This window comes from Anaerocolumna xylanovorans DSM 12503, assembly GCF_900143645.1.
Lineage (GTDB): Bacteria > Bacillota > Clostridia > Lachnospirales > Lachnospiraceae > Anaerocolumna > Anaerocolumna xylanovorans.
Genome location: NZ_FRFD01000008.1, coordinates 25,846 through 46,454 on the forward strand (window position 1 = coordinate 25,846; position 20,609 = coordinate 46,454).

The window sequence follows — 20,609 nt, forward strand, 5'->3', positions numbered from 1 at the left end:
GAAGGGATTGCTGCAGGTTTCAGGCTTTGCAGCAATCCCTTCTTTATGCAATAGGAAATTGCGTCCCATTGCGGGATTCTTTGTTCTGGACAGTGAACCTTAGAGGGTATCACAGCTTTATATTTTGTTGATAAAGATGGTATTTTGCTTCTAGACGGATAGGCTGATAAGATAATTTTGATTTTCTAAGCCCTTCCTGTCCCAGGTCATCTTCTCTGTTTACAATTTCTGCTTCCGGAAAGGAGTGTATAAGGAATTGCTGGTTAATGTAGTTATACAGGCCGGGAATATTAATATTAGCTTTTTCGATATGGATAAAGGCACATTTAATCTCAGGTGCGTAGCTTCCGATAGAATAAGCTTCCATCTTACCGTCAATATATACTCCGCCAATCTGGCAGTCTACAAAGCCGCAGTATTTGAATAGCCGGTGAATGCCGTTTTCTTCGCTTCTCATACTGCCGTGCTTATCCTCATAGTCTCTGTTATCCAGCCACCTGTCATGGAATTCCTCTATTTCAGCTACATTAGAGCAGTCCAGAGTTCTGAATTCGTATCTGCCCTCGTAGGCTTTCAGGAAAGAATTCAAATGGTTCTTCTTTTTGTGGTAGGCCTTACCGCTAAGGGTTCTTAATTTTCCGGCATCATAAATATAATCGTAATTTTCCCGGCAGTCCTCTACGGTGAATTCCTCTTCAAAGCCGGGGATGGTGCGAAGCACAGAAAGAAAGGCCTCATCTACCAGATACATGTTTAAGGGCTGGTTAAATACCTTATTCCAATGGGTTTTTATTTCTGAAAAAACGGCAGGAATATCTTCTGCCTTACAAAGGGGCATCATAGGACTAAAGACATCTTTAGCCTTAATTACACACGCCATGTAAGTATCATTCCGGTAATAGTGGGTATCATAAAATTCTTCCCAAATAAACTGGTTTACCGGCTGCCGTTCAGACATATAAACGGGTCTTAACGCAGAATAGGACTCTAAGCTAAGACAATCTGCAATTGTTAACTTTTTTAATTCGATTCCCATATCTTTTTCTCCTGTAAGGCATGACTGCCTTTTGCAGATGTGGCAGTTATTTACCTTGTGAATTACGTTTTGCTCTCATTCTAAGAGTAGGGTCTAAGATTTTCTTTCTTATTCGTAAATTTTGCGGAGTAACCTCTAAAAGTTCGTCGGTATCAATGAACTCAAGAGCCTGTTCAAGACTTAAGTTTTTAGGAGTAACTAATTTCAGGGATTCGTCAGCGTTGGAAGAACGGGTATTGGTCAATTGCTTCTTCTTGCAGACATTTACTTCAATATCCTCTGCCTTGCCATTCTGTCCGACTACCATGCCGGAGTATACCTTAACACCGGCAGATATAAAGAGAGTACCGCGTTCCTGGGCATTAAAGAGTCCATAAGTAATGGCTTCTCCTGATTCATATGCAATCAGGGAACCCTGCTTTCTGTACTGGATATCTCCCTTATACGGACCATAACCTTCAAATAATGTGTTTATGATACCGTTACCCTTGGTATCTGTTAAAAATTCGCCTCTGTAACCGATGAGTCCTCTGGAAGGAATGATAAATTCCAGTCTGGAATAACCGCCGTTGCCGTTTGACATTCCCTGCAGTTCACCTTTACGTTGGCTTAGTTTATCAATAACAGTTCCGGTAAATTCATCGGGGACATCAATAATTGCACGTTCCATAGGCTCCAGCTGATGGCCCTTTTCATCATAGCGGTAGAGTACTTCTGCCTTGCTGACAGCAAATTCATAACCTTCTCTGCGCATATTTTCAATTAAAACGGATAAATGAAGCTCACCCCTGCCGGATACCTTAAAGATTTCTGTGGTGTCGGTTTCTTCGACACGAAGGCTGACATCGGTATTTAATTCTCGGAATAAGCGGTCTCTTAAATGCCTGGAGGTTATATATTTACCCTCCTGGCCTGCCAGAGGGCTGTCATTTACAATAAAGTGCATGGCAATGGTGGGTTCTGAAATCTTCTGAAAAAGAATGGGAACGGGGTTCTCAGGGGAGCAGAGGGTATCACCGATATGAATGCCTGCAATGCCGGAAATAGCTACGATGGAACCAACGGAAGCTTCATTAATCTCAACTTTCTTAAGCCCTTCAAATTCATAGAGCTTGCTGATTTTAACCTTCTGGCATTTTTCGGGATCATGGGCGTTGAGTAAGACAACATCCTGATTTACCTTAATAACACCATTGTCAACCTTACCGACACCGATACGGCCTACATATTCGTTGTAATCAATGGTACTGATAAGCACCTGGGTGCTTTCCTCCGGATCTCCTTCCGGGGCGGGTATATAGTCTATTATTGTCTCGAAGAGAGGTTTCATATTCTCAGGAGATTCCTCAAGTTCTAAAATTGCAACACCGGATTTTGCAGAAGCAAATACAAAAGGACAATCAAGCTGATCCTCGCTGGCATCCAGTTCAATGAAGAGTTCAAGTACTTCATCAATAACTTCCTTGGGTCTGGCTTCCGGACGGTCTATTTTATTAATGCAGACAATAACCGGCAGATTAAGTTCAAGTGCTTTCTTTAATACGAATTTCGTCTGCGGCATGGGGCCTTCAAAGGCATCCACTACCAAGACTACACCATTTACCATCTTAAGAACACGTTCTACTTCGCCGCCAAAGTCTGCATGTCCGGGAGTATCGATGATGTTGATTTTTACGCCTCCATAAAAAACAGCAGTATTCTTAGAAAGAATAGTAATACCGCGTTCTCTTTCAATATCATTGGAGTCCATGACTCTTTCTTGCACTGTCTGATTGGAACGGAATACTCCGCTTTGTTTTAAAAGCTCATCAACAAGGGTAGTTTTGCCATGGTCTACGTGGGCTATGATTGCGATGTTTCTGATATCTTCTCTTTTGATACGCATATTAATCCTCTTTCCTGAATAGTAAAGCTATAGTATATTAGAAGCTGCTGATGCGGCAGAAATCAATTTTATTGTCATAATTAAAATATAATGTCAATAAAATGATATAGATTTATAAAAGTTCAATAATTTCTAAAAAACGCAAAGAACACTCTAACTTGAATATTGTATCATACTACAGAGAATTTACAAGGCCTTTCTTTTGAAGCTGTTATTTTCAGCGTTTTGCTTACCAGAAAAAAGTTTTTAATAAAAAAGTTGGAAATTTTTTTAAATTTTAGTTCTAGAGTGAATAAAATTTGCATACATATAGTAATGGAGAATAATTTTATCTTGAAGGTTAGGACAATACAATTGGGATACCAATTTAAAATTGTACAGAACACGAGTAAAGAGAAGGGAGTCATACGAAATGACAGATAAAGTATTTGATAACAATCAAGTAAGTATTGCAGGCGAGGTAATGACTGATTTTGAATTCAGTCACGATGTATTTGGGGAAGGCTTTTACGTTCTGGAGGTTTCAGTAAGCCGGTTAAGTAATTCCTATGATAACATTCCTGTTATGGTATCGGAAAGGCTGATTGATGTAAAAGCGGATTTAAAGGGCAAATATGTGGAGGTTAACGGGCAGTTCCGTTCTTATAACCGCCATGAGGACAACAAGAACAGGTTGGTTTTATCCGTATTTGCCAGGGAAATCAAGGTAAGTGATGAGGATACGGAAGGTATCCGCCCGAATTTCATTTTTTTAGACGGTTTCGTCTGCAAGCAGCCTATTTATCGAAAAACTCCCTTAGGAAGAGAAATTGCGGATATTTTACTTGCAGTTAACAGACCTTATGGAAAATCCGATTACATACCCTGCATCTGTTGGGGAAGAAATGCAAGATTTGCCGAGAACTTCGCAGTTGGCGGACATATTCAGGTATGGGGCAGAATCCAAAGCAGGGAATACCAGAAGAAATTAAATGAAAGTGATTTTGAAAAGCGTATTGCTTATGAAGTATCCGTAAGCAAGCTGGAATATTTGGAAGAATATTAAGAAGATAAGACTTTTGGACATAAATTTATGAGAGCCATGGGAGGGAGAATCGGCAGCAAGTTTTGCTGCTGATTCTCCCTCCAAGGCTTCTTTATTAGTGGGAGGATACAAGCTTCAAGCCGATAATTCCGGTTAAAATAAAACCCATACACACAATCCGTAAGATATCCACCGGTTCCTTAAACAGTAAAATGCCAAGAATTGCAGTGCCGATTGTGCCGATACCTGTCCATATGGCATAGGCAGTTCCTAAGGGCAGGGTCTTTAAAGCCAGGGACAGAAAATAAAAGCTTGCTACCATTCCGGCAATGGTTAAAAGACTTGGAAAAAGCCTTGTAAACCCGTGGGAATATTTTAGGCCCACGGCCCACCACACTTCACAGATACCTGCAATAATTAAGTATAACCATCTCATAAATTTCTCCTTTTATTACGGTTTATTTTTGACGAAAGACCGTCAGTATAGAGGGGAATAGTTTGAAAAATCAAGATTTTTCAAACACAACGTTGGAAAAGGCATGGAGGATAGGGTAAAAGAAAAAGCCCGGGATGATATTAAAAAATATCTCCCAGGCTTTTATCCTTCCGTGAACGCAGTTACCTGCGCGTTTTATCTTGGACCAGGCCAATACTGCCGTATTGCGGAACCCTATAAAACTTAAACTATATATTTTACCTGAATCTATGATACAAAAGAATCGGAGCAAAGTCAAGACCGGCATTTATAGTGGATTAAGATTTCCTGTGTTTGCTGCAAACTTTAGTAAAATGTAATTGACATTAAAAAACCATAATGTTAATATAGGGGTGTGTCAAATATAACATATAATAACATAACGTGATTTTGGTAGAGGCGCATTTTTTAAGAGTACATAGCAGGATATGGCAGAACATAAAGGAATGCTGTGGAAAGGAAAGAATGCCGAAATAAAGAGAAATTTTGCTTTTTCTTTATTGGGCATACAGTTAAGAGCTGTATGACTGTCATCAGGAATTTGATGGAGTGCTGCCTGAAGAATGATAGTTTGTTTCTCCAGTGTTGGAGGAATTTTTCGGGATTCTTTGGTGTCGGCTCACGGGCCGGCTTTTTTTTATTTCACTTACACATTTCTTTGCCAAAAGAAAAATGCGTTAGTCTTAAGGTCCGAAAGGACAAAAATTAGGAGGTGCCTGCATGGCAATATTTAAAGGAGCGGGAGTTGCGATTGTAACACCCTTTGATGAAAATTTGAATGTGAATTACGAAAAGTTAGGCGGACTGATTGATTACCAGATTGAGAACGGTACGGACAGTATTATTATCTGCGGAACTACCGGAGAATCTTCTACCCTTACGGAAAAAGAACATATGGAATGCATCCGTTATACGGTGGATAAGGTGGCAAAGAGAGTTCCGGTTATAGCCGGTACCGGTTCCAACTGTACCCAGACTGCCATAGAGCTTTCAGAGGATGCGTTAAAGGCAGGAGCAGACGGGCTTCTTTTAGTAACACCTTATTATAATAAGGCGACGCAGAAAGGTTTGATACAGCATTTTACCATGATAGCAAAGGCGGTAGATTTGCCGGTTATTCTCTATAATGTACCCGGCAGGACAGGCTGCAATCTTTTGCCGGCTACGGCAGCACAGCTGTATAAGGATGTGGATAACATTGTGGGAATTAAGGAAGCCAGTGGAAATATCTCGCAGGTGGTGGAATTAATGCACTGCACCCAGGGAGACATTGACCTTTATTCCGGAAATGATGACCAGGTGGTACCGCTGCTTTCCTTAGGAGGCATTGGAGTTATCTCGGTTTTATCTAATATTCTTCCCAGAGAAACCCATAATATTGTTGCTGATTTCTTAATGGGAGATGTTAAGAAAAGCCTGCGGGAACAGTTAAGGCTGATACCTTTGATTGACGCACTTTTTTGTGAGGTAAATCCCATACCGGTTAAGAAGGCCATGAATCTTATGGGTTTTGAAGTAGGCGGTTTAAGAAGTCCTTTAACAGAGATGGAAGAAGCGAATACCGAAAGGCTTATTAAGGCTATGAAGGACTTGAAAATTACACTGGTGTGATTCCGTCTTGGAAAATATGGTAATAAGGATAGCAAACAGCGGCAATTTATTATATAATTAAGATAAGTATATCTTGTTATCCTGTTTTACCGGATGGGAACAGGAGAGAGAAATATAAGGTACGTGAAAGAAAAGAGGTTAAAATGGTTCGTATAATTTTGCGCGGCTGTAATGGCCGCATGGGTCAGGAAATCACAAGGCTCTGTAAGAGTGATGGAGAAATAGAAATCATTGCGGGGACTGACTTAAGCAGCCGCTTTGAAAATCCTTATCCTGTGTATGATTCCTTTTTAAAGATAGAAGAAAAAGGGGATGTGGTTGTAGACTTCTCTTCCCCGGCTGGATTAAAGGAAATGCTTGATTACTGCATCAGTACTAAAACTCCCCTTGTATTATGCACAACAGGTCTTTCAGAGGAGGATATCAGCCTGGTAAAGAAAGCGTCAGAGAACATTGCTATTCTTCGTTCAGCGAATATGTCCATGGGAATCAATACTATGATTAAGCTGATAAAAGAGGCAGCTAAGATGCTTGGCGAAAGCGGTTTTGATATTGAGATTGTAGAAAAGCATCATAACCAGAAGGTGGATGCGCCCTCCGGAACAGCACTCTTACTGGCAGATTCCATGAATGAAGTGTTAGGCGGAGAATATGATTATGTATATGACCGTTCAGCGGTAAGGGAAAAACGAAATGAAAAGGAAATCGGAATATCTGCAGTCAGGGGCGGCAGCATTGTAGGAGACCATGAAGTAATATTTGCCGGTCTTGATGAGGTGATTGAGATAAAGCACATTGCGTATTCCCGGGCTATTTTAGCCAAGGGTGCCATATCAGCTGCTAAATTTATTAAGGAGAGGGAACCCGGACTATACAATATGCAGGATGTTCTTGCTTCGAACTAAAAAAAGATGTCTAAATTATATTCCTATAAGCGGGATATCAGAGGAGAGTGTGCTGGTATCCCGCTTATGCGTGCTTTTGGTACGCGCAGCCCATATGATAGAATAGACAAAAAACATGTAGAATAGGCATGAACTATTGTAAAAAATATCCAACCTGATATAATGTAACTGTAACAATAAATACTATCTTTGAGGTATTCTTTTGAAAGGGGGAGTTTCATGAAAAGCATGAAACAAGTTTCTGACGACGAGCAGATGGAAAAGACAAAAAAGAAAGAAGGGTGGTGAGTAAATGGTCACCTACGATTCCTTGTTTCTGATGATTCAATTTAGCATGCTGCTGATTGCTATGTTTGGCTTCATGCAGAACAAAAGCAACCGAAAAAAACACTAGGAGAATAACTACGAGAATATAACAGGAGGCATATGAACCTTACAAATCCCGCACATAATCATTAGAGAGCATCCGTCTTTTATAGAATGGATGCTCTCTTTTATTTAAAAATGCAAGATATTAAAAATTTTCCATAAAATGATGAAAAAGTTCACAAATTTTTCGCAAACTAATAGTAACATGTTCTTGTTGGTCTGCATCGGAAAAGGCTGTACCTTTGCGGACATATCCAAGGAAAGAAAAAAAGCTTTCATATAAGGAGGAGAAAAGGTTGATTGAAGTTAAACATCTGGTGAAAAAGTATGGGGAACATCTTGCAGTAGATGACTTAAGCTTTACTCTCGAAAAAGGACAGATATTAGGATTCTTAGGTCCTAACGGTGCAGGAAAATCTACTACAATGAATATTCTCACAGGGTATATATCAGCGACGGAAGGAATCGTTACGATAAACGGTCATGATATTTTTGATGAACCGGAGGAAGCTAAGAAATGTATCGGCTATCTCCCGGAGCTTCCGCCCTTGTATCAGGATATGACAGTGAGGGAGTATTTAAACTTTGTAGCTGATATTAAGTCTGTAAAAAAGAACGAAAAGAGAAAAATGATCGACAGGATTATGAGGATGACCAAGATTACAGATGTATCCGAGCGTTTGATTAAGCAGCTGTCAAAAGGATACAAGCAAAGGGTGGGTCTTGCCCAGGCGATTATCGGCTTCCCGGAGGTTATTATCTTAGATGAGCCTACGGTAGGGCTTGATCCCATGCAGATTATTGAAATCAGGGATCTGATCAAGGAACTTAGCAAGGACCACACGATTATCCTTAGCTCCCACATCCTTTCCGAGGTTAGTGCAATCTGCGATAAGGTTATGATTATTAATAAGGGAAGGCTGATCGTATCCGATACGCCGGATAATCTCTCCAAGCATATCGGTGGTTCCCAGGGTCTTCATCTGGAAGTAAAGGGTGAGCAGGCAGATATTAAAAAGGCTCTTGAGAGCATACCTGAAATCACCAAGCTTGAATTTGAAAAGAGTTCAAAGGGCGGTATTGTGAAGCTTTCTGCTTACAGCGCAGAAGAGAGCGATATCAGAGAAGCGGTATTTTATGCCTTAAGTGATGCAAAGTGTCCTATCTATGACATGCATTCCACAAAGATGTCCCTTGAAGATATCTTCCTTGAACTGACACAGGAAAAAGAGAATGTGCATGTTTCTAAAAATTCAAACAGGCTTTTCCGCAGAAGTAAGCAAAAGAACGAGGAAGAGCTTGCAGCTTTGGGCGAAGAAATAAATAATCAGGAATCTGAACATAAGGAGGAGAATTAGGATGCTGGCTATTTTTAAGAAAGAACTGAAATCCTATTTTACATCTATGACAGGATATGTGTTTATTGCATTTTTCCTGATTATCGTAGGTATTTATTATGCAGTATATAACTTGATGAACCGTGTAGCGAACTTTGAATATGTGCTTTCCGGAGTATCCTTTATCTTTATTTTGCTGGTACCGATTTTGACCATGAGACTGATGGCAGAAGATAGGAAACAAAAGACTGACCAGTTATTGTTTACTTCACCGGTATCCATTGGTAAAATTATTTCCGGTAAATATTTTGCAGTACTTACCGTATTCTTAATTGCAATGGTTATCATTTGCTTTTATCCGTTGATTTTATTGCAGTTTGGAAGTGTGCCTTTAAAGACCGCCTATGGTACTATTTTGGGATTTACTCTTTTAGGTGCAGCTTATATTTCAATCGGTTTATTCATATCCTCTCTGACAGAAAGCCAGCTGGTATCCGCAGTTGTAAGCTTTGTGGTTATCCTGATTACAGCACTTATGGACAGTCTTGTAAATTTTCTGCCGGCTGACAACCGTACCTGCTATATTGCTTTCTTTATCGTGGTTTTATTAATCTGCTGGCTTTTGTACAGTATGATGCACAATATGACAGTTGCTCTGACGGCAGGTGTTATCGGAGAGGCAGCCCTCACCGTTATTTATGTTATCAAGCCTGGTTTGTATGACGGACTTCTTACCAAGGTATTAGGATGGTTCTCTGTAATTGCAAGATTTGATACTTTTACAAGCGGATTGTTGGATTTATCCTCCGTTGTTTATTATATCAGCGTCGTGTTTATTTTCCTGTTTTTAACTGTCCAGGCAATTAAGAAACATAGATGGAATTAAGGAGGAGATGAGTAAATGAGTGAGCAAAAAGAAAATAATACAAACATTGAAAACAATGCAGATACAGAACAAAATCAGAATACAGAGCTGAATTTGCAGGAAGAGAACAATAAAACCCCGGGAATTAAGGACAAAATCGCAGCTTCCTTCTCTTCCAGAAAATTTAGAGGCGGGGCCTATGCAACAGCAGTATCTGCGGTTGTAATTGTTATCGTAATTATATTAAATGTTATTATCTCGCAGTTAGATCTTAAGATTGATGTTACCAATGACAACAAATATACCTTAACCAGTGTTACAAAAGATTATGTGAAGAAGATTAAGGATGATATTACTATCTACTATCTGGTACAGACAGGCCAGGAGAATAAGACAACACAGCAGATAGTTGAAAAATATCCCGGGATATCCAGTCATATTAAGGTAGAATATAAAGATCCTCTTCTTTATCCTAACTTTGCATCAAAATACGTAGACGATAAAGTTACCAATGACAGTGTACTGGTTGTTAACAACACCAATAAGCGTGTAAAATACGTAGATTCCAGCAGCATGGTTGTCAGCCAGATTGATTACCAGACCTACCAGTCCTACCAGACAGGAATTGATGTGGAGGGTCAGGTAACCTCTGCCATCCAGTATGTAACAACAGATAATCTGCCCATTATGTATACGGTAACCGGACATGGAGAGGCCGATCTTTCAAGCACGATAACGACTGCTCTTGGAAAGATTAATGTAACCCAGAAATCTTTAAATACCCTTACCACAGAAAGTATACCGGAGGATTGTTCCGTTCTTCTGATCAATGTACCTCAAAAGGACTACTCACCTGATGAGGTTACTTTGATAAAGAACTATCTGTCAAATGGCGGTCATGCAATTATATATACAGATTATCAGGCAACCAGCCTTGACAATTTCAGCAGTCTTTTAAATTACTACGGAGTAAGCGTGGTACCGGGATTTGTAGTAGAAGGCAGCAGGGATCATTACATGGGGCAATATATTAATTGGATTGTACCAAACATCGAATCCCATGATATTACTTCTTCCTTAAAATCAGCTAACATATATATTGTAGCACCCTATTCTTCAGGACTTCAGGAAGCGGATTCTGTAAGAAGCACGATTGAAACAACACCGTTACTTATCACTTCCGATGAAGCATACTCAAAGACAGATGTCAACTCAAGCAACGCGGGGAAGGAAAAAGGCGACATTGAAGGACCTTTCAATATTGGACTTGCAATTACAGAGAAATACAATGAGAAAGAAACCAAGCTGATTGTATACGGTTCTTCCGCATTAATTGATGAAAGTATGGTTGCCACCTCCTCTCTTGGAAACCTGGATTTATTCTTAAATACCGTAAACTATGTTACGGATAAAAAGGATACTCTGGCAGTAAGAACGGTAAGTACAGAACAGCAGTATCTGAATGTAACAGCGGCAAAAGCAAACCTGTGGTCAATCTTAATCGTAGTTGTACTGCCCGTCCTTGTTCTTGTATCCGGCGGATATGTAGTACTTAGAAGGAGGAAGAAATAATGGCTGGCAGTAAGCGCAAAAAGAATATAGGGTTATTGCTGCTGCTCATTGTAATGATTCTTTTGCTAGGTGTATATTTCTGGATGACTAAGTATAACAGTGACAAGAAAGATTCAAAGAATGACACAGCAGATAAGAACGAAGCAATTGTTACACTGGATAAGGATTCCATTAAGACAATCTATTTTAAAAACAAAGACCTTGAAATGACCTTAAACCTAAATGGCAAAGGAGTATGGGAAGACAAGGACGACCCTGCTTTTCCGGTTAACCAGACATATGCTAACAACATGCAGGGACTCTTTACCGATATAACGCCAACGAATACCCTGACAGAAGGTATTGATGATTTATCAGCCTATGGACTTAGTGACCCGGCGATTACCGCAACCGCAACCACAACTGACGGTAAGGAGATTACGATAACAGTTGGTAACGAAACTCCCCTGGGCGGTGAATATTACGCTGCAATAAAGGGAAATAATGCAGTTTATGTTGTCAGTGCTTCCTATAACAGCTATTTTTCATATACCAGTTCACAGATGATTACGGTGGAAACACTTCCGGCTATTACTGCTGCAAACATTACCCGTCTGGCTGTAGCACCAAAGGACGGCAAAGAATTTGAAGTGGCATATGAACCGGATTCACCCTATGATTATGCCGGTTTTAGCGACTATATTATCAAGAAACCATATGCAACACCGGTAGCAGCCGATAGTGACAGCATGACCACTTTGTTTGGCAACTATGCAGCTTTAACCTTTGATTCCTGTGTGGATTACAAGGCGGCTGACTTAGGCAAATACGGCCTGGATAAACCTGCTTATACCTTATCCATTGATTATTATGAAGAGCAGGCATCCGATGCAAGTACAGACAGCACGGATACAACCAAGGCCACCAAGGTCAGCAAGAGTTTGACTTTGCTAATCGGAGGAACCAATGATGACGGCGATTATTATGTAAAGACACCGGATTCTGCTGCCGTAAATGTTATGAGCAAATCCAATGTGGAAAAGATCGTTAAAGTAGATGCCTACAGCAATACCTATAAGTATACAAATCTTATCAATATTGATAATGTCAACAGTATAGATATTGTTTCCGGAGGTACTGCACACACTCTTTCTCTTAAGCGGGAAACAAAGAAAGAGAATGATAAAGATACCACAACGGTAACTTACTATGTGGACAATAAAGAAGTTGATGAAGATGCTTTCAAAGCGATATATTCCGTAGTGATTACCCCCAAGACCGAAAGAGAAATTCCGGAGGCTGACTTAGGAAAGGGTAAGAACGAAACACCGGATATCACTATGACCTTCCATCTTAATACCACAGATACGCCTTTTGCCGTACAATTCAAGCCCTATGATGAGAACTATGCCATTGCAGATATCAATGGAACAGAGCTTTTTCTGGTAGATGCAAGAGATATAAAGTCTATTATGGATTCGTTTAATACAAAGTAATATCACTTAAAGAAAGGGAGCTGCAAAATGCAGCTCCTTTTTTTACGAAAGTACTATTGTTAAGATACTATTACTGGGTTACAATTGTATCGTTACTTAAAAACAATTAAGAGTTTGACATAATCCTGTCCAACCTGTATATAATGTAATACAAGCTTGCTTGGAACGAGACAAGCGATAACAACACAGGAATGGGGTAAGACATGAAAAAGAAGCTGTGGCTGTTAGGCATATGCTTAGCTGCCTTGATTATCATATTTGCAGGCAGTGTAATAAAGAAGTTGGGAACGGATAATAAAATAGTTCAGGTTGATACACCTTCAAGAGAGGGAGAAGTTATAAGGGAAGAGGAGGCTGTCAGACTTCTTGCCTATCTGGGAATCGAGGAGGACAAACTCTCTGGTAAAGAGGAGGCAGCAAAGAAAGTTACTTTCGGAAAAGCCCGCTCCTATCTTGAAGCTATTACAAAGACGCTGGATATTAAGGAAAAGGATATAACGGATAAGCTGTCCTTTCCGCTGCTTACACAAGATTCGGACAAAGATATGCTTACCCTGGAGTTCTTAAATCTTTACAATGCCGTACTGGACAGCTTGCCAAAGGATACTGTACCGGTAAAGGAGCAGGATTTATACATATTGGCAAATAAAGAGGAAGACGGCAAAGAAATCCTGGTTACGGATCAGGGAGATATTACCTGTAAGGATGCCGTAAGCTATCAGGAATTTTATCAGGACGGCAAGCTGGAGGAGAAAAAAGAAGCGGCCTCACAGTCCTTTAAGGCAGAGGATTATATGGATACCAGAGTTACGGCTCTGGTGAAGGGGAATGAGATTGTATATATCAAGGATATTTCAGATAAAGAAACAGTTCTTTCAAATCTTTGGATCATCGAGGGAAAAGCTACCTCGGTAAAGGCCTTCATTAACGGAATAACCAAGGAGTTTCAAACAGAGTATCCTCTATCCGAGGAAATGGGAAAAGCTGTCTGTGACATAACGGTAAAAGACAAAAAGATTATAAAAATCACTATGAAGCCGGATACCATTACCGGAAAAGTGCTTTCCGCCGGGAAGAATACCATTGAAATTCAGGGTTATGGAAAGGTATCTTTGGAGGATAATTACCGGATCTATAAGATTTATGACGAGCTTGCCATGGAGATAACAAACAGCATCCTGGTAGGCTACAGCACTACAGAATTTGTAGTGGCAAACGGAAAGATAGCGGCGGCTTTAATCACAGCACCTATCAAGGCGGAAAACATAAGGGTATTGATTAAGACGAATAATTACAGCGGTATCTTTCATGATAAAGTGGTGCTGACGGCGAATAAGGAATTTACTGTAACTGCCGGTAAAACAGTGAAAAAACATAAAGCAGGAGATAAGGTTACGATAAAGGTAAGCAACCAATTGTTTAAGGAAGGCAGAATACGGGTAGAGACCAAGGGGGAGAATGGGAAGATAACCCTGCTGTCCGTCCTTCGTTCCGGAGCAAATCCCAAATATAGAGGGTCGATTGAGGTAGCGAAGGAAGAAACTGGACTTACCATTGTGAACGAACTGTCTTTAGAGGAATATCTCTATGCAGTGGTTCCAAGTGAGATGCCAACCTCCTACAATATGGAGGCACTAAAGGCCCAGGCGGTCTGTGCCAGAAGCTATGCCTATAATCAACTCATGGCAGGGGGATTAAGTGAGTATGGAGCCCATGTGGACGACAGTGTAAGTTACCAGGTATATAATAATCTGCCGGAAAATGAACAGTCCATCCTGGCAGTAAAAGATACCTATGGAAAAGTCCTGAAATATGAAGGAAATGTGGTTAACACCTACTATTTTTCCACTTCCTGGGGTTACACGGCTTCCTTAAACGATGTATGGGCAGGGGAAACTTCCGCTCCTTATCTTGCAGGAAAGGCCCAGGCAGTATATGACCTGGTGAATCAAAAGGCAGTGTATGCTTCTTCTTTTCATCCGGATACAGTTGATTATTCTGCAGAAACGGCGTTCAGAAGCTTCTTAGAGAAACCGGATTACAGTACCTACGACAGTGAATTTCCATGGTACCGCTGGAACGTTACTGTGTCAAAGAAGGAACTTACTGCGTCAATTAACCAAAGTCTTAGGAACCGTTATACGGCAAATCCTTCCTTTATACTTACCCTGACAGGAGGAAGTCTGTCAGATAATCCGGTTTTTGAAAGCAGGGACATTAGCTCTATCGGAGAGCTGAAGGACATAAAAATAGCCGCCAGGGAAAAGAGCGGCATTGTTTCAAAGCTGTATCTGATCGGTACGAAGGCAACCATATCCGTACGGAACGAATACAATATACGAAGCCTCTTAGCACCGGTGTCCTCGGAAATCAAGAGGGCAGACGGCAGCACAGTGAAAGATTTAAACCTTCTGCCCAGTGCCTATATCTGTTTCAATAAAGGGGAAAACAGTATTACCATCAAAGGCGGCGGCTATGGTCATGGAGTAGGAATGAGCCAGAATGGTGCCAAGGCAATGGCGGATTCCGGGAAAACCTTTGACATTATTCTAAAGCATTATTATACGGGGATAAACATTGGGTTTATTTATTAAGTATTATTTTTTTATGGTCTTGTCAGTGGGAAGCTTCTTTTTTAAATGCTCCTGGGTATATATCTGATTTGTTGTTTTAGATTCTGCCTTTAACTCTTTCCTGTGCTTGAGCAGGTACCGCATATAGTAAACCAAATCGCCGGAGGACAATACTACATTGATTTCTCCTCCGATAAAGAGAATATGCATAATAAAGTAAAACCACAGCATAAAAAGTACGATAGCGGTGAGGCTTCCATAGGTTCTGGAATAATTGCTCATATTGTCAATATAAAAGGAATACAGGTAGGAAAAGCCCATCCAGCCTGCGGCTGCAAGCAGGGCACCGGGGAATTCTTTGTATATTTTCGTGGTGCGGTTAGGAATCACCATATAAACCATAAGGAAGAAAGAAGTCAGAATTAAAAGACCTGCTATGGTACGGATACTGATAATAACCAGAGCTAAATGGGAAAGCACAGGAATCTTTGCTATAACCCAGTGATAGAGCTGATTACCGAATACCAGTATGAAAATACTGACAATCAGGATAACGGAAAATGCAAGGGTATAGAAGGCGGAAATGATACGGAGCAGGAAGTTATTTCTGCTCTCCCGTATTCCATATACCGCATTCAGCCCTTTGACAATACCAAGGACTCCTCTGGAAGCTGCCCAAAGAGCGGATACGGCAGCCGTAACAGAGATAATTGTGCCGGAATCATTTGTATAGATTTCATTTACCATACCAATAACCATATCGTCAATGCTGTCGGGAAATAAATGGTCTATGGCATTTAAAAATACATTCTGGTCTATGGAGAGGTGCTGTATCAAAGTTAAAAAAAGCATAAAGAAAGGAAAGAAGGAGATAATTACGAAAAAAGCCGCCTGAGCTGAGAAAGCGGCTACATTATCCTCCTTCACCTTCCGTCCGAAAGCACGTATAATTTTATAAATGGATATAATGATATTCATCTGTTACCTCGTGTTTAGCTGCCTCAAAGAAGGTACTGTATGTACAGTTTATTATATGTCCATTCCAGGCAAAATAATACTTTTATACAAAAGTCATGCCCATTATACCACTTCCTGGAAGGAAAGGAAAGTAAAGGAGTAAATTGACACAGCGAAAGGTCATTTATCAATGCCGATTTTGCTGTAGGTAAATGCAAAGAGGATGGCTGTAAGCACTATCCAGACGGCGATGGTTGCAAGGGCGGGCAGGTCCGCTGAGGATAAAGCCTCTCCTTTGAATGTCTGCTTTAATAAGAGATTCATGTTGTAATTGGGTGTAAATTTAGCGACTTTTTTAAGATTGTCGTTATACTCTGCCAGCATGGGTATGAGAAGAAACAGCATAATAACAGGGAGTCCGATTACTCCGGTGGACATCTGGCTTGGAGAAATCATACCGATAATGGCTCCAATGATTATCATACTGATAATTACCAAAAGGGAGAAGAATAAAAACCATCCCAGATACTGTGTTTCCATACCGGTAATAAAGAACATAATAATATTTGTTATTACGGTTATAAGCAGCGTTACCGTTACCTTGCCGGTCAGGAATTCCATAGAGGAAACGCCGGATAAGAGCAGGGTGCGCAGAGTGTTTTTTTCTTTTTCTTCCGCAATTAGCATACCGATAACAAAGCTGGCTACCATGGAAAGATTCATATTCAGGCATAACATGAATATATCGGTTTTGGGGACATCTTCTGCTTTTCCGCCATAGATATAGGTATAAAGGATACTGAATAGGATAGGCAGCAGGCTCATAAGCAGTACATTTGAATTCTTGGTAAAGCTTTTAAATTCTTTAATAGTCAGTGCTCTTACTCTTTTTATTGAAAAACTCATTATAATTCCCTCCCTGTTAGCATAAGAAATATTTTTTCCAAAGACGGCTCCATGGTGTGAACTGACAGCAGGCTGCCGTTATTCATCCAATCCATTAGTTTTCTTCCGGTTTCCGGAGAATTCTTCAGATGGATTTTTTCATTGTTTCCTTTCAGGATAACGGTAATATCATCTGTTATATACTTTAGTTTAAGCTCGGCGGAATTACCTGTTTCAACAATCTCACCGTCATTTAAGAAGGCGACCCGGTGGCAGAGCTTATCTGCTTCCTCCATATTGTGAGTAGTCAGAAAGATGGTGGTTCCCTCTTTGTTTAACTTAAGAAGAAGTTTGTGTATCTCAAGGGCGGTTCCGGGGTCCAGAGCAGCCGTGGGCTCATCCAGAAAGAGAAGCCTTGGGCGGTGAAGGACTGCCCGGGCAAGCATCAGACGCTGTTTCATACCCTTTGATAATTTTCTTGCCTCGGTCTTTTGGCTTTCAGTCAGGCCAACCTTATCTAAAATCTCTGTTATCCTGCTGTCAGGAATTTCAAAAAGTCTGGCATACAGGGCTAAATTATCCCATACGGACAGTCTGTCATAGAGACCGCTGTTGTCACTTAGGACACCTATCTGTTGATAAAGGGACTTCTTATTGGAGTATACCTCTTTCCCAAATACTTTAACGCTGCCGGCAGAGGGGAGAAGCTGGGAGGTGAGTAATTTAATAGTAGTAGTCTTACCTGCTCCGCTGGGACCTAAGAATCCGAAGATTTCACCTTCCGCTACTTTTGCATTCAGATTCTTTAGCGCGGTTTTTTTCTGAAAATTCTTTTGGACATTTTCCAAATCAATTATATAGCTCATTTTATTTGCTCCTTTCGTTTCGCATGGTCGTATTATGCCTCACAAAAGGAGGAGCTGCCATATTTCAGGGTTAAAAGGAGCGCGAAAACACCGAAAGGAGCATTTTAATACCTGAAACCTGCAAAATTTACTCTGAAAGGAGCGGTTTACAGCTTTAAAATATCCTTTAGTTCCTCCAGTCTTCCCTTGGATAAGGGGATGGAACTCCTGGGTTTGTCATCCAGATTCAGGCTGTAGCTGTTTCTGCTCCAGGTTATTACTTCCCGGACTCTTTGGAGATTTACAAGATAAGAACGGTGGCTGCGGAAAAAACCAAAGTATTTTAAACGTTCCTCCAGTTCGGTCATGGAAAGACTGCTGGGGAACTTCTCGCCGCGTACAAAGAGGCAGGAGAAACCGTCTTCACTCTCTATGTAATCAATTTCCATGGGATCAAAGAGAAGGATTTTATCCTCGATTTTGGCGGGGATTTTTTCAATGGTATAGGTCTTTTTATCTTCGTCTGCGGTTATCCTGCCACTTATGGGCAGTTCGTTGTTATTGATTTCAACACAGCCGTCTTCATCCAGACGGTAAGCCTTGTCACCGACTAAAATAGCATCTTTTAAATGCAGGGAAGTCAGCAGGAAGGTGGTGCCTTTGGTGCAGAGCTCTTTGATGCTTTCAATGATCAGCCGTGCGCCGTCTCTGTCCATATTTAAAATAGGTTCCTGGAAGATAAAAAGCACCGGATTCTTTAAGATTTCCCTTGCAAGGCTGATTCTTCTTTTCTGGGAATAACTTAGGTTTTTAATCATAACAGTACCAAGATCTAACAGGGCAAGCTTTTGCATTACGTCCCTGTAATCCATATCAGAATTGAAAAGCTTATAGAAAAAGCTTAAATATCCTTCCACAGTCATTTTTTCATAAAGCGGATCTTCCTTAAATATGACGCCGATAGTGCCGGGGTGCCTGCGGCAGTAATCTTTTGGCGTAAGGGAATCTATGAGTACCTCACCTCTTGCAGGCAGTTCTTTCCCAAGTATAATATCTGCCAGTAATGCACTTGTTTCGTTGCTGCACTCCAAACTGATGGAGCTGCCCTTCTCTGCCTGAAAGGTCAGGCCTTTTAAGGATTGGTTCATTTTATCCTTATATAAATCTTTGATTGTAAGCATGTGCTTGTCCTTCCTGCCTTTTTAAAACAACCTTTTAATTGTTTATTATAGCATAAAGTAAAAAGATAAAAAATAGTATTGACATTTTTGCAGACTTTTACGAAGCTCCGGATTAAACTCAGAATCAGCCTTGACAAGAAAGAAAATTGTGCTAATATATATAACATATATACGCAAAGGCTATGAAGGTGACAGGAGATAATCCTGACCAGATAGTTATTTTCTTTCAGAGAGAGGAAGTCACCGGCTGAAAGCTTCCTTAAGTTCAGATAATTATTGATATTCGCACCGGAGCCGCATCCTTGAAATTTAGTAGGGGATGACGTTTTGTGCACGTTACGCATTACTTAAAGCGCCTGATATTAAAATTACTCTGTAATTAAAAAGATAATTACTTTGTAATTCAAATACGGGAATTAGGGTGGTACCGCGGAAGGTTCCAATTTTAAGGTAAAGCTTAAAATTAAGATATAACTCCGTCCCTTGTGGGATGGGGTTTTTTTGCGTCCGTGTAAGTTTAAGAAAATGGAAAGGAGACAGGATATGCAGGAGAAATTAAAGGCAATCGTAAATGAAGCACTGGAAAAGATGAAGTCAGCAGAGAAGCTTGACAGCTTGAATGATATCAAGGTAGCTTATCTGGGCAAAAAGGGAGAACTTACAGAGATATTAAAATCCATGAAGGAGGTAGCTCCCGAAGACAGACCCAAGGTGGGTCAGATGGTGAATGATGCAAGAACTGTTTTGGAAGAAAAATTAGAAGAAGCAAGGCAAGGCTTTGTACAGAAAATAAAGGAAGAGCAGATAAAAAGAGAAACCATAGACGTTACTCTTCCTGCCAGAAAGAAATTTATGGGGCACCGCCATCCAAATAACATTGCCCTGGAAGAAGTAGAGAGAATCTTCGTAGGTATGGGCTATGAGGTAGTGGAAGGACCGGAAATAGAGTATGACTACTACAACTTTGAAGCTTTAAATATCCCCGCGAACCATCCGGCCAAGGATGAGCAGGATACCTTCTATGTAAACAGCAACCTCCTTCTTAGAACCCAGACCTCTCCCGTACAGGTAAGAGTAATGGAACAGGGAAATCTTCCTATCCGTATGATTGCACCAGGCAGAGTATTCCGTTCCGATGAAGTGGATGCGACCCATTCACCCTGCTTTAACCAGATAGAAGGACTTGTAATTGATAAGAATATTACCTTTGCTGACCTTAAGGGAACTCTTGCGGAGTTTGCAAAACAGCTCTTTGGAGAAGAAACCAAAGTAAAGTTCAGACCCCATCATTTCCCCTTCACAGAGCCAAGTGCCGAAGTGGACGTAACCTGCTTTAAATGCGGCGGTAAGGGCTGCCGTTTCTGTAAAGGCTCCGGCTGGATTGAAATCTTAGGCTGTGGTATGGTTCATCCTAATGTTCTTAAAATGAGCGGAATTGATCCTGATGAGTACACAGGCTTTGCCTTTGGTGTGGGATTAGAGCGTATCACACTCTTAAAATATGAAATAGATGATATGAGGCTCTTGTATGAAAATGATATCCGCTTCTTAAAGCAGTTCTAAGGAAAAGGTATGGAAGAATACATTAGCTGGCAGTTGATAGATAAAGTAAAA

17 protein-coding genes and 2 riboswitches are annotated in these 20,609 nt (G+C 40.6%); of the genes, 10 read left to right on the top strand and 7 right to left on the bottom strand.

Translation table 11 applies throughout. From position 1 onward, the window contains the following. Positions 1 to 109 precede the first annotated feature (109 nt). Together BUF11_RS13750 and typA are read right to left on the bottom strand one after the other, a co-directional pair. Positions 110 to 1,036 carry a DUF2156 domain-containing protein gene (locus BUF11_RS13750; RefSeq protein ID WP_073589442.1) on the bottom strand — a complete coding sequence of 309 codons (927 nt, stop codon included), beginning with the start codon at positions 1,034 to 1,036 and terminating at the stop codon, positions 110 to 112. A 46-nt stretch (positions 1,037 to 1,082) separates the two neighbouring features. Beyond that, positions 1,083 to 2,921 (bottom strand): translational GTPase TypA, encoded by a 1,839-nt coding sequence (gene typA, locus BUF11_RS13755; protein ID WP_073589443.1) that lies wholly within the window; start codon positions 2,919 to 2,921, stop codon positions 1,083 to 1,085. A 412-nt stretch (positions 2,922 to 3,333) separates the two neighbouring features. On the opposite strand from typA, the gene BUF11_RS13760 reads away from it, so the two are divergent. Then, positions 3,334 to 3,966: a single-stranded DNA-binding protein gene (locus BUF11_RS13760; RefSeq protein WP_073589444.1), complete on the top strand. Its 633-nt coding sequence runs from the start codon at positions 3,334 to 3,336 to the stop codon at positions 3,964 to 3,966. Between the two features lie 94 nt (positions 3,967 to 4,060). Here BUF11_RS13760 and sugE read toward each other — a convergent pair whose 3' ends face one another. Continuing rightward, a complete protein-coding gene (gene sugE / locus BUF11_RS13765) occupies positions 4,061 to 4,381 on the bottom strand; it encodes a quaternary ammonium compound efflux SMR transporter SugE (protein ID WP_073589445.1) in 321 nt (106 codons plus the stop codon). Positions 4,382 to 4,530: 149 nt separating this feature from the next. After that, positions 4,531 to 4,630, bottom strand: a riboswitch (guanidine-I (ykkC/yxkD leader). A gap of 176 nt (positions 4,631 to 4,806) precedes the next feature. Continuing rightward, a riboswitch (Lysine riboswitch) is annotated at positions 4,807 to 4,983 on the top strand. 157 nt (positions 4,984 to 5,140) lie between these two features. Here sugE and dapA point away from each other — a divergent pair. From dapA to BUF11_RS13800, 8 genes are all read left to right on the top strand, one after another. Next, complete coding sequence (gene dapA / locus BUF11_RS13770; protein ID WP_073589446.1) at positions 5,141 to 6,031, top strand: 4-hydroxy-tetrahydrodipicolinate synthase; 891 nt, start codon at positions 5,141 to 5,143, stop codon at positions 6,029 to 6,031. 143 nt (positions 6,032 to 6,174) lie between these two features. Then, complete coding sequence (gene dapB, locus BUF11_RS13775) at positions 6,175 to 6,936, top strand: 4-hydroxy-tetrahydrodipicolinate reductase (RefSeq protein WP_073589447.1); 762 nt, start codon at positions 6,175 to 6,177, stop codon at positions 6,934 to 6,936. Positions 6,937 to 7,228: 292 nt separating this feature from the next. Further along, positions 7,229 to 7,330, top strand: coding sequence for a putative holin-like toxin (locus BUF11_RS25210; RefSeq protein ID WP_408606877.1), 102 nt, complete (start codon positions 7,229 to 7,231; stop codon positions 7,328 to 7,330). Between the two features lie 271 nt (positions 7,331 to 7,601). Continuing rightward, a complete protein-coding gene (locus tag BUF11_RS13780; RefSeq protein ID WP_073589448.1) occupies positions 7,602 to 8,663 on the top strand; it encodes an ABC transporter ATP-binding protein in 1,062 nt (353 codons plus the stop codon). 1 nt (position 8,664) lies between these two features. Next, positions 8,665 to 9,528, top strand: coding sequence for an ABC transporter permease subunit (locus tag BUF11_RS13785; RefSeq protein WP_073589449.1), 864 nt, complete (start codon positions 8,665 to 8,667; stop codon positions 9,526 to 9,528). 15 nt (positions 9,529 to 9,543) lie between these two features. Then, positions 9,544 to 11,079, top strand: a complete 1,536-nt coding sequence (locus BUF11_RS13790) for a GldG family protein (protein WP_084558657.1) — start codon at positions 9,544 to 9,546, stop codon at positions 11,077 to 11,079. Further along, the gene (locus BUF11_RS13795; protein ID WP_073589450.1) at positions 11,079 to 12,554 is read left to right on the top strand and encodes a DUF4340 domain-containing protein; all 1,476 of its coding nucleotides are present in this window, start codon (positions 11,079 to 11,081) and stop codon (positions 12,552 to 12,554) included. The genes BUF11_RS13790 and BUF11_RS13795 overlap by 1 nt, the downstream gene beginning before the upstream one ends. A gap of 203 nt (positions 12,555 to 12,757) precedes the next feature. Beyond that, positions 12,758 to 15,148: a SpoIID/LytB domain-containing protein gene (locus tag BUF11_RS13800; RefSeq protein WP_073589451.1), complete on the top strand. Its 2,391-nt coding sequence runs from the start codon at positions 12,758 to 12,760 to the stop codon at positions 15,146 to 15,148. A 3-nt stretch (positions 15,149 to 15,151) separates the two neighbouring features. Here BUF11_RS13800 and BUF11_RS13805 read toward each other — a convergent pair whose 3' ends face one another. The 4 genes from BUF11_RS13805 to BUF11_RS13820 form a co-directional block, all read right to left on the bottom strand. Then, the gene (locus BUF11_RS13805; protein WP_073589452.1) at positions 15,152 to 16,105 is read right to left on the bottom strand and encodes a YihY/virulence factor BrkB family protein; all 954 of its coding nucleotides are present in this window, start codon (positions 16,103 to 16,105) and stop codon (positions 15,152 to 15,154) included. Positions 16,106 to 16,264: 159 nt separating this feature from the next. Beyond that, positions 16,265 to 16,990, bottom strand: coding sequence for an ABC transporter permease (locus tag BUF11_RS13810; RefSeq protein ID WP_073589453.1), 726 nt, complete (start codon positions 16,988 to 16,990; stop codon positions 16,265 to 16,267). Then, positions 16,990 to 17,835: an ABC transporter ATP-binding protein gene (locus BUF11_RS13815; protein WP_073589454.1), complete on the bottom strand. Its 846-nt coding sequence runs from the start codon at positions 17,833 to 17,835 to the stop codon at positions 16,990 to 16,992. The genes BUF11_RS13810 and BUF11_RS13815 overlap by 1 nt, the downstream gene beginning before the upstream one ends. 146 nt (positions 17,836 to 17,981) lie before the next feature. Continuing rightward, positions 17,982 to 18,995 (bottom strand): LytTR family transcriptional regulator DNA-binding domain-containing protein, encoded by a 1,014-nt coding sequence (locus BUF11_RS13820; RefSeq protein WP_073589455.1) that lies wholly within the window; start codon positions 18,993 to 18,995, stop codon positions 17,982 to 17,984. Positions 18,996 to 19,538: 543 nt separating this feature from the next. On the opposite strand from BUF11_RS13820, the gene pheS reads away from it, so the two are divergent. Further along, a complete protein-coding gene (pheS, locus tag BUF11_RS13830; protein ID WP_073589457.1) occupies positions 19,539 to 20,558 on the top strand; it encodes a phenylalanine--tRNA ligase subunit alpha in 1,020 nt (339 codons plus the stop codon). Positions 20,559 to 20,609: the final 51 nt, after the last annotated feature.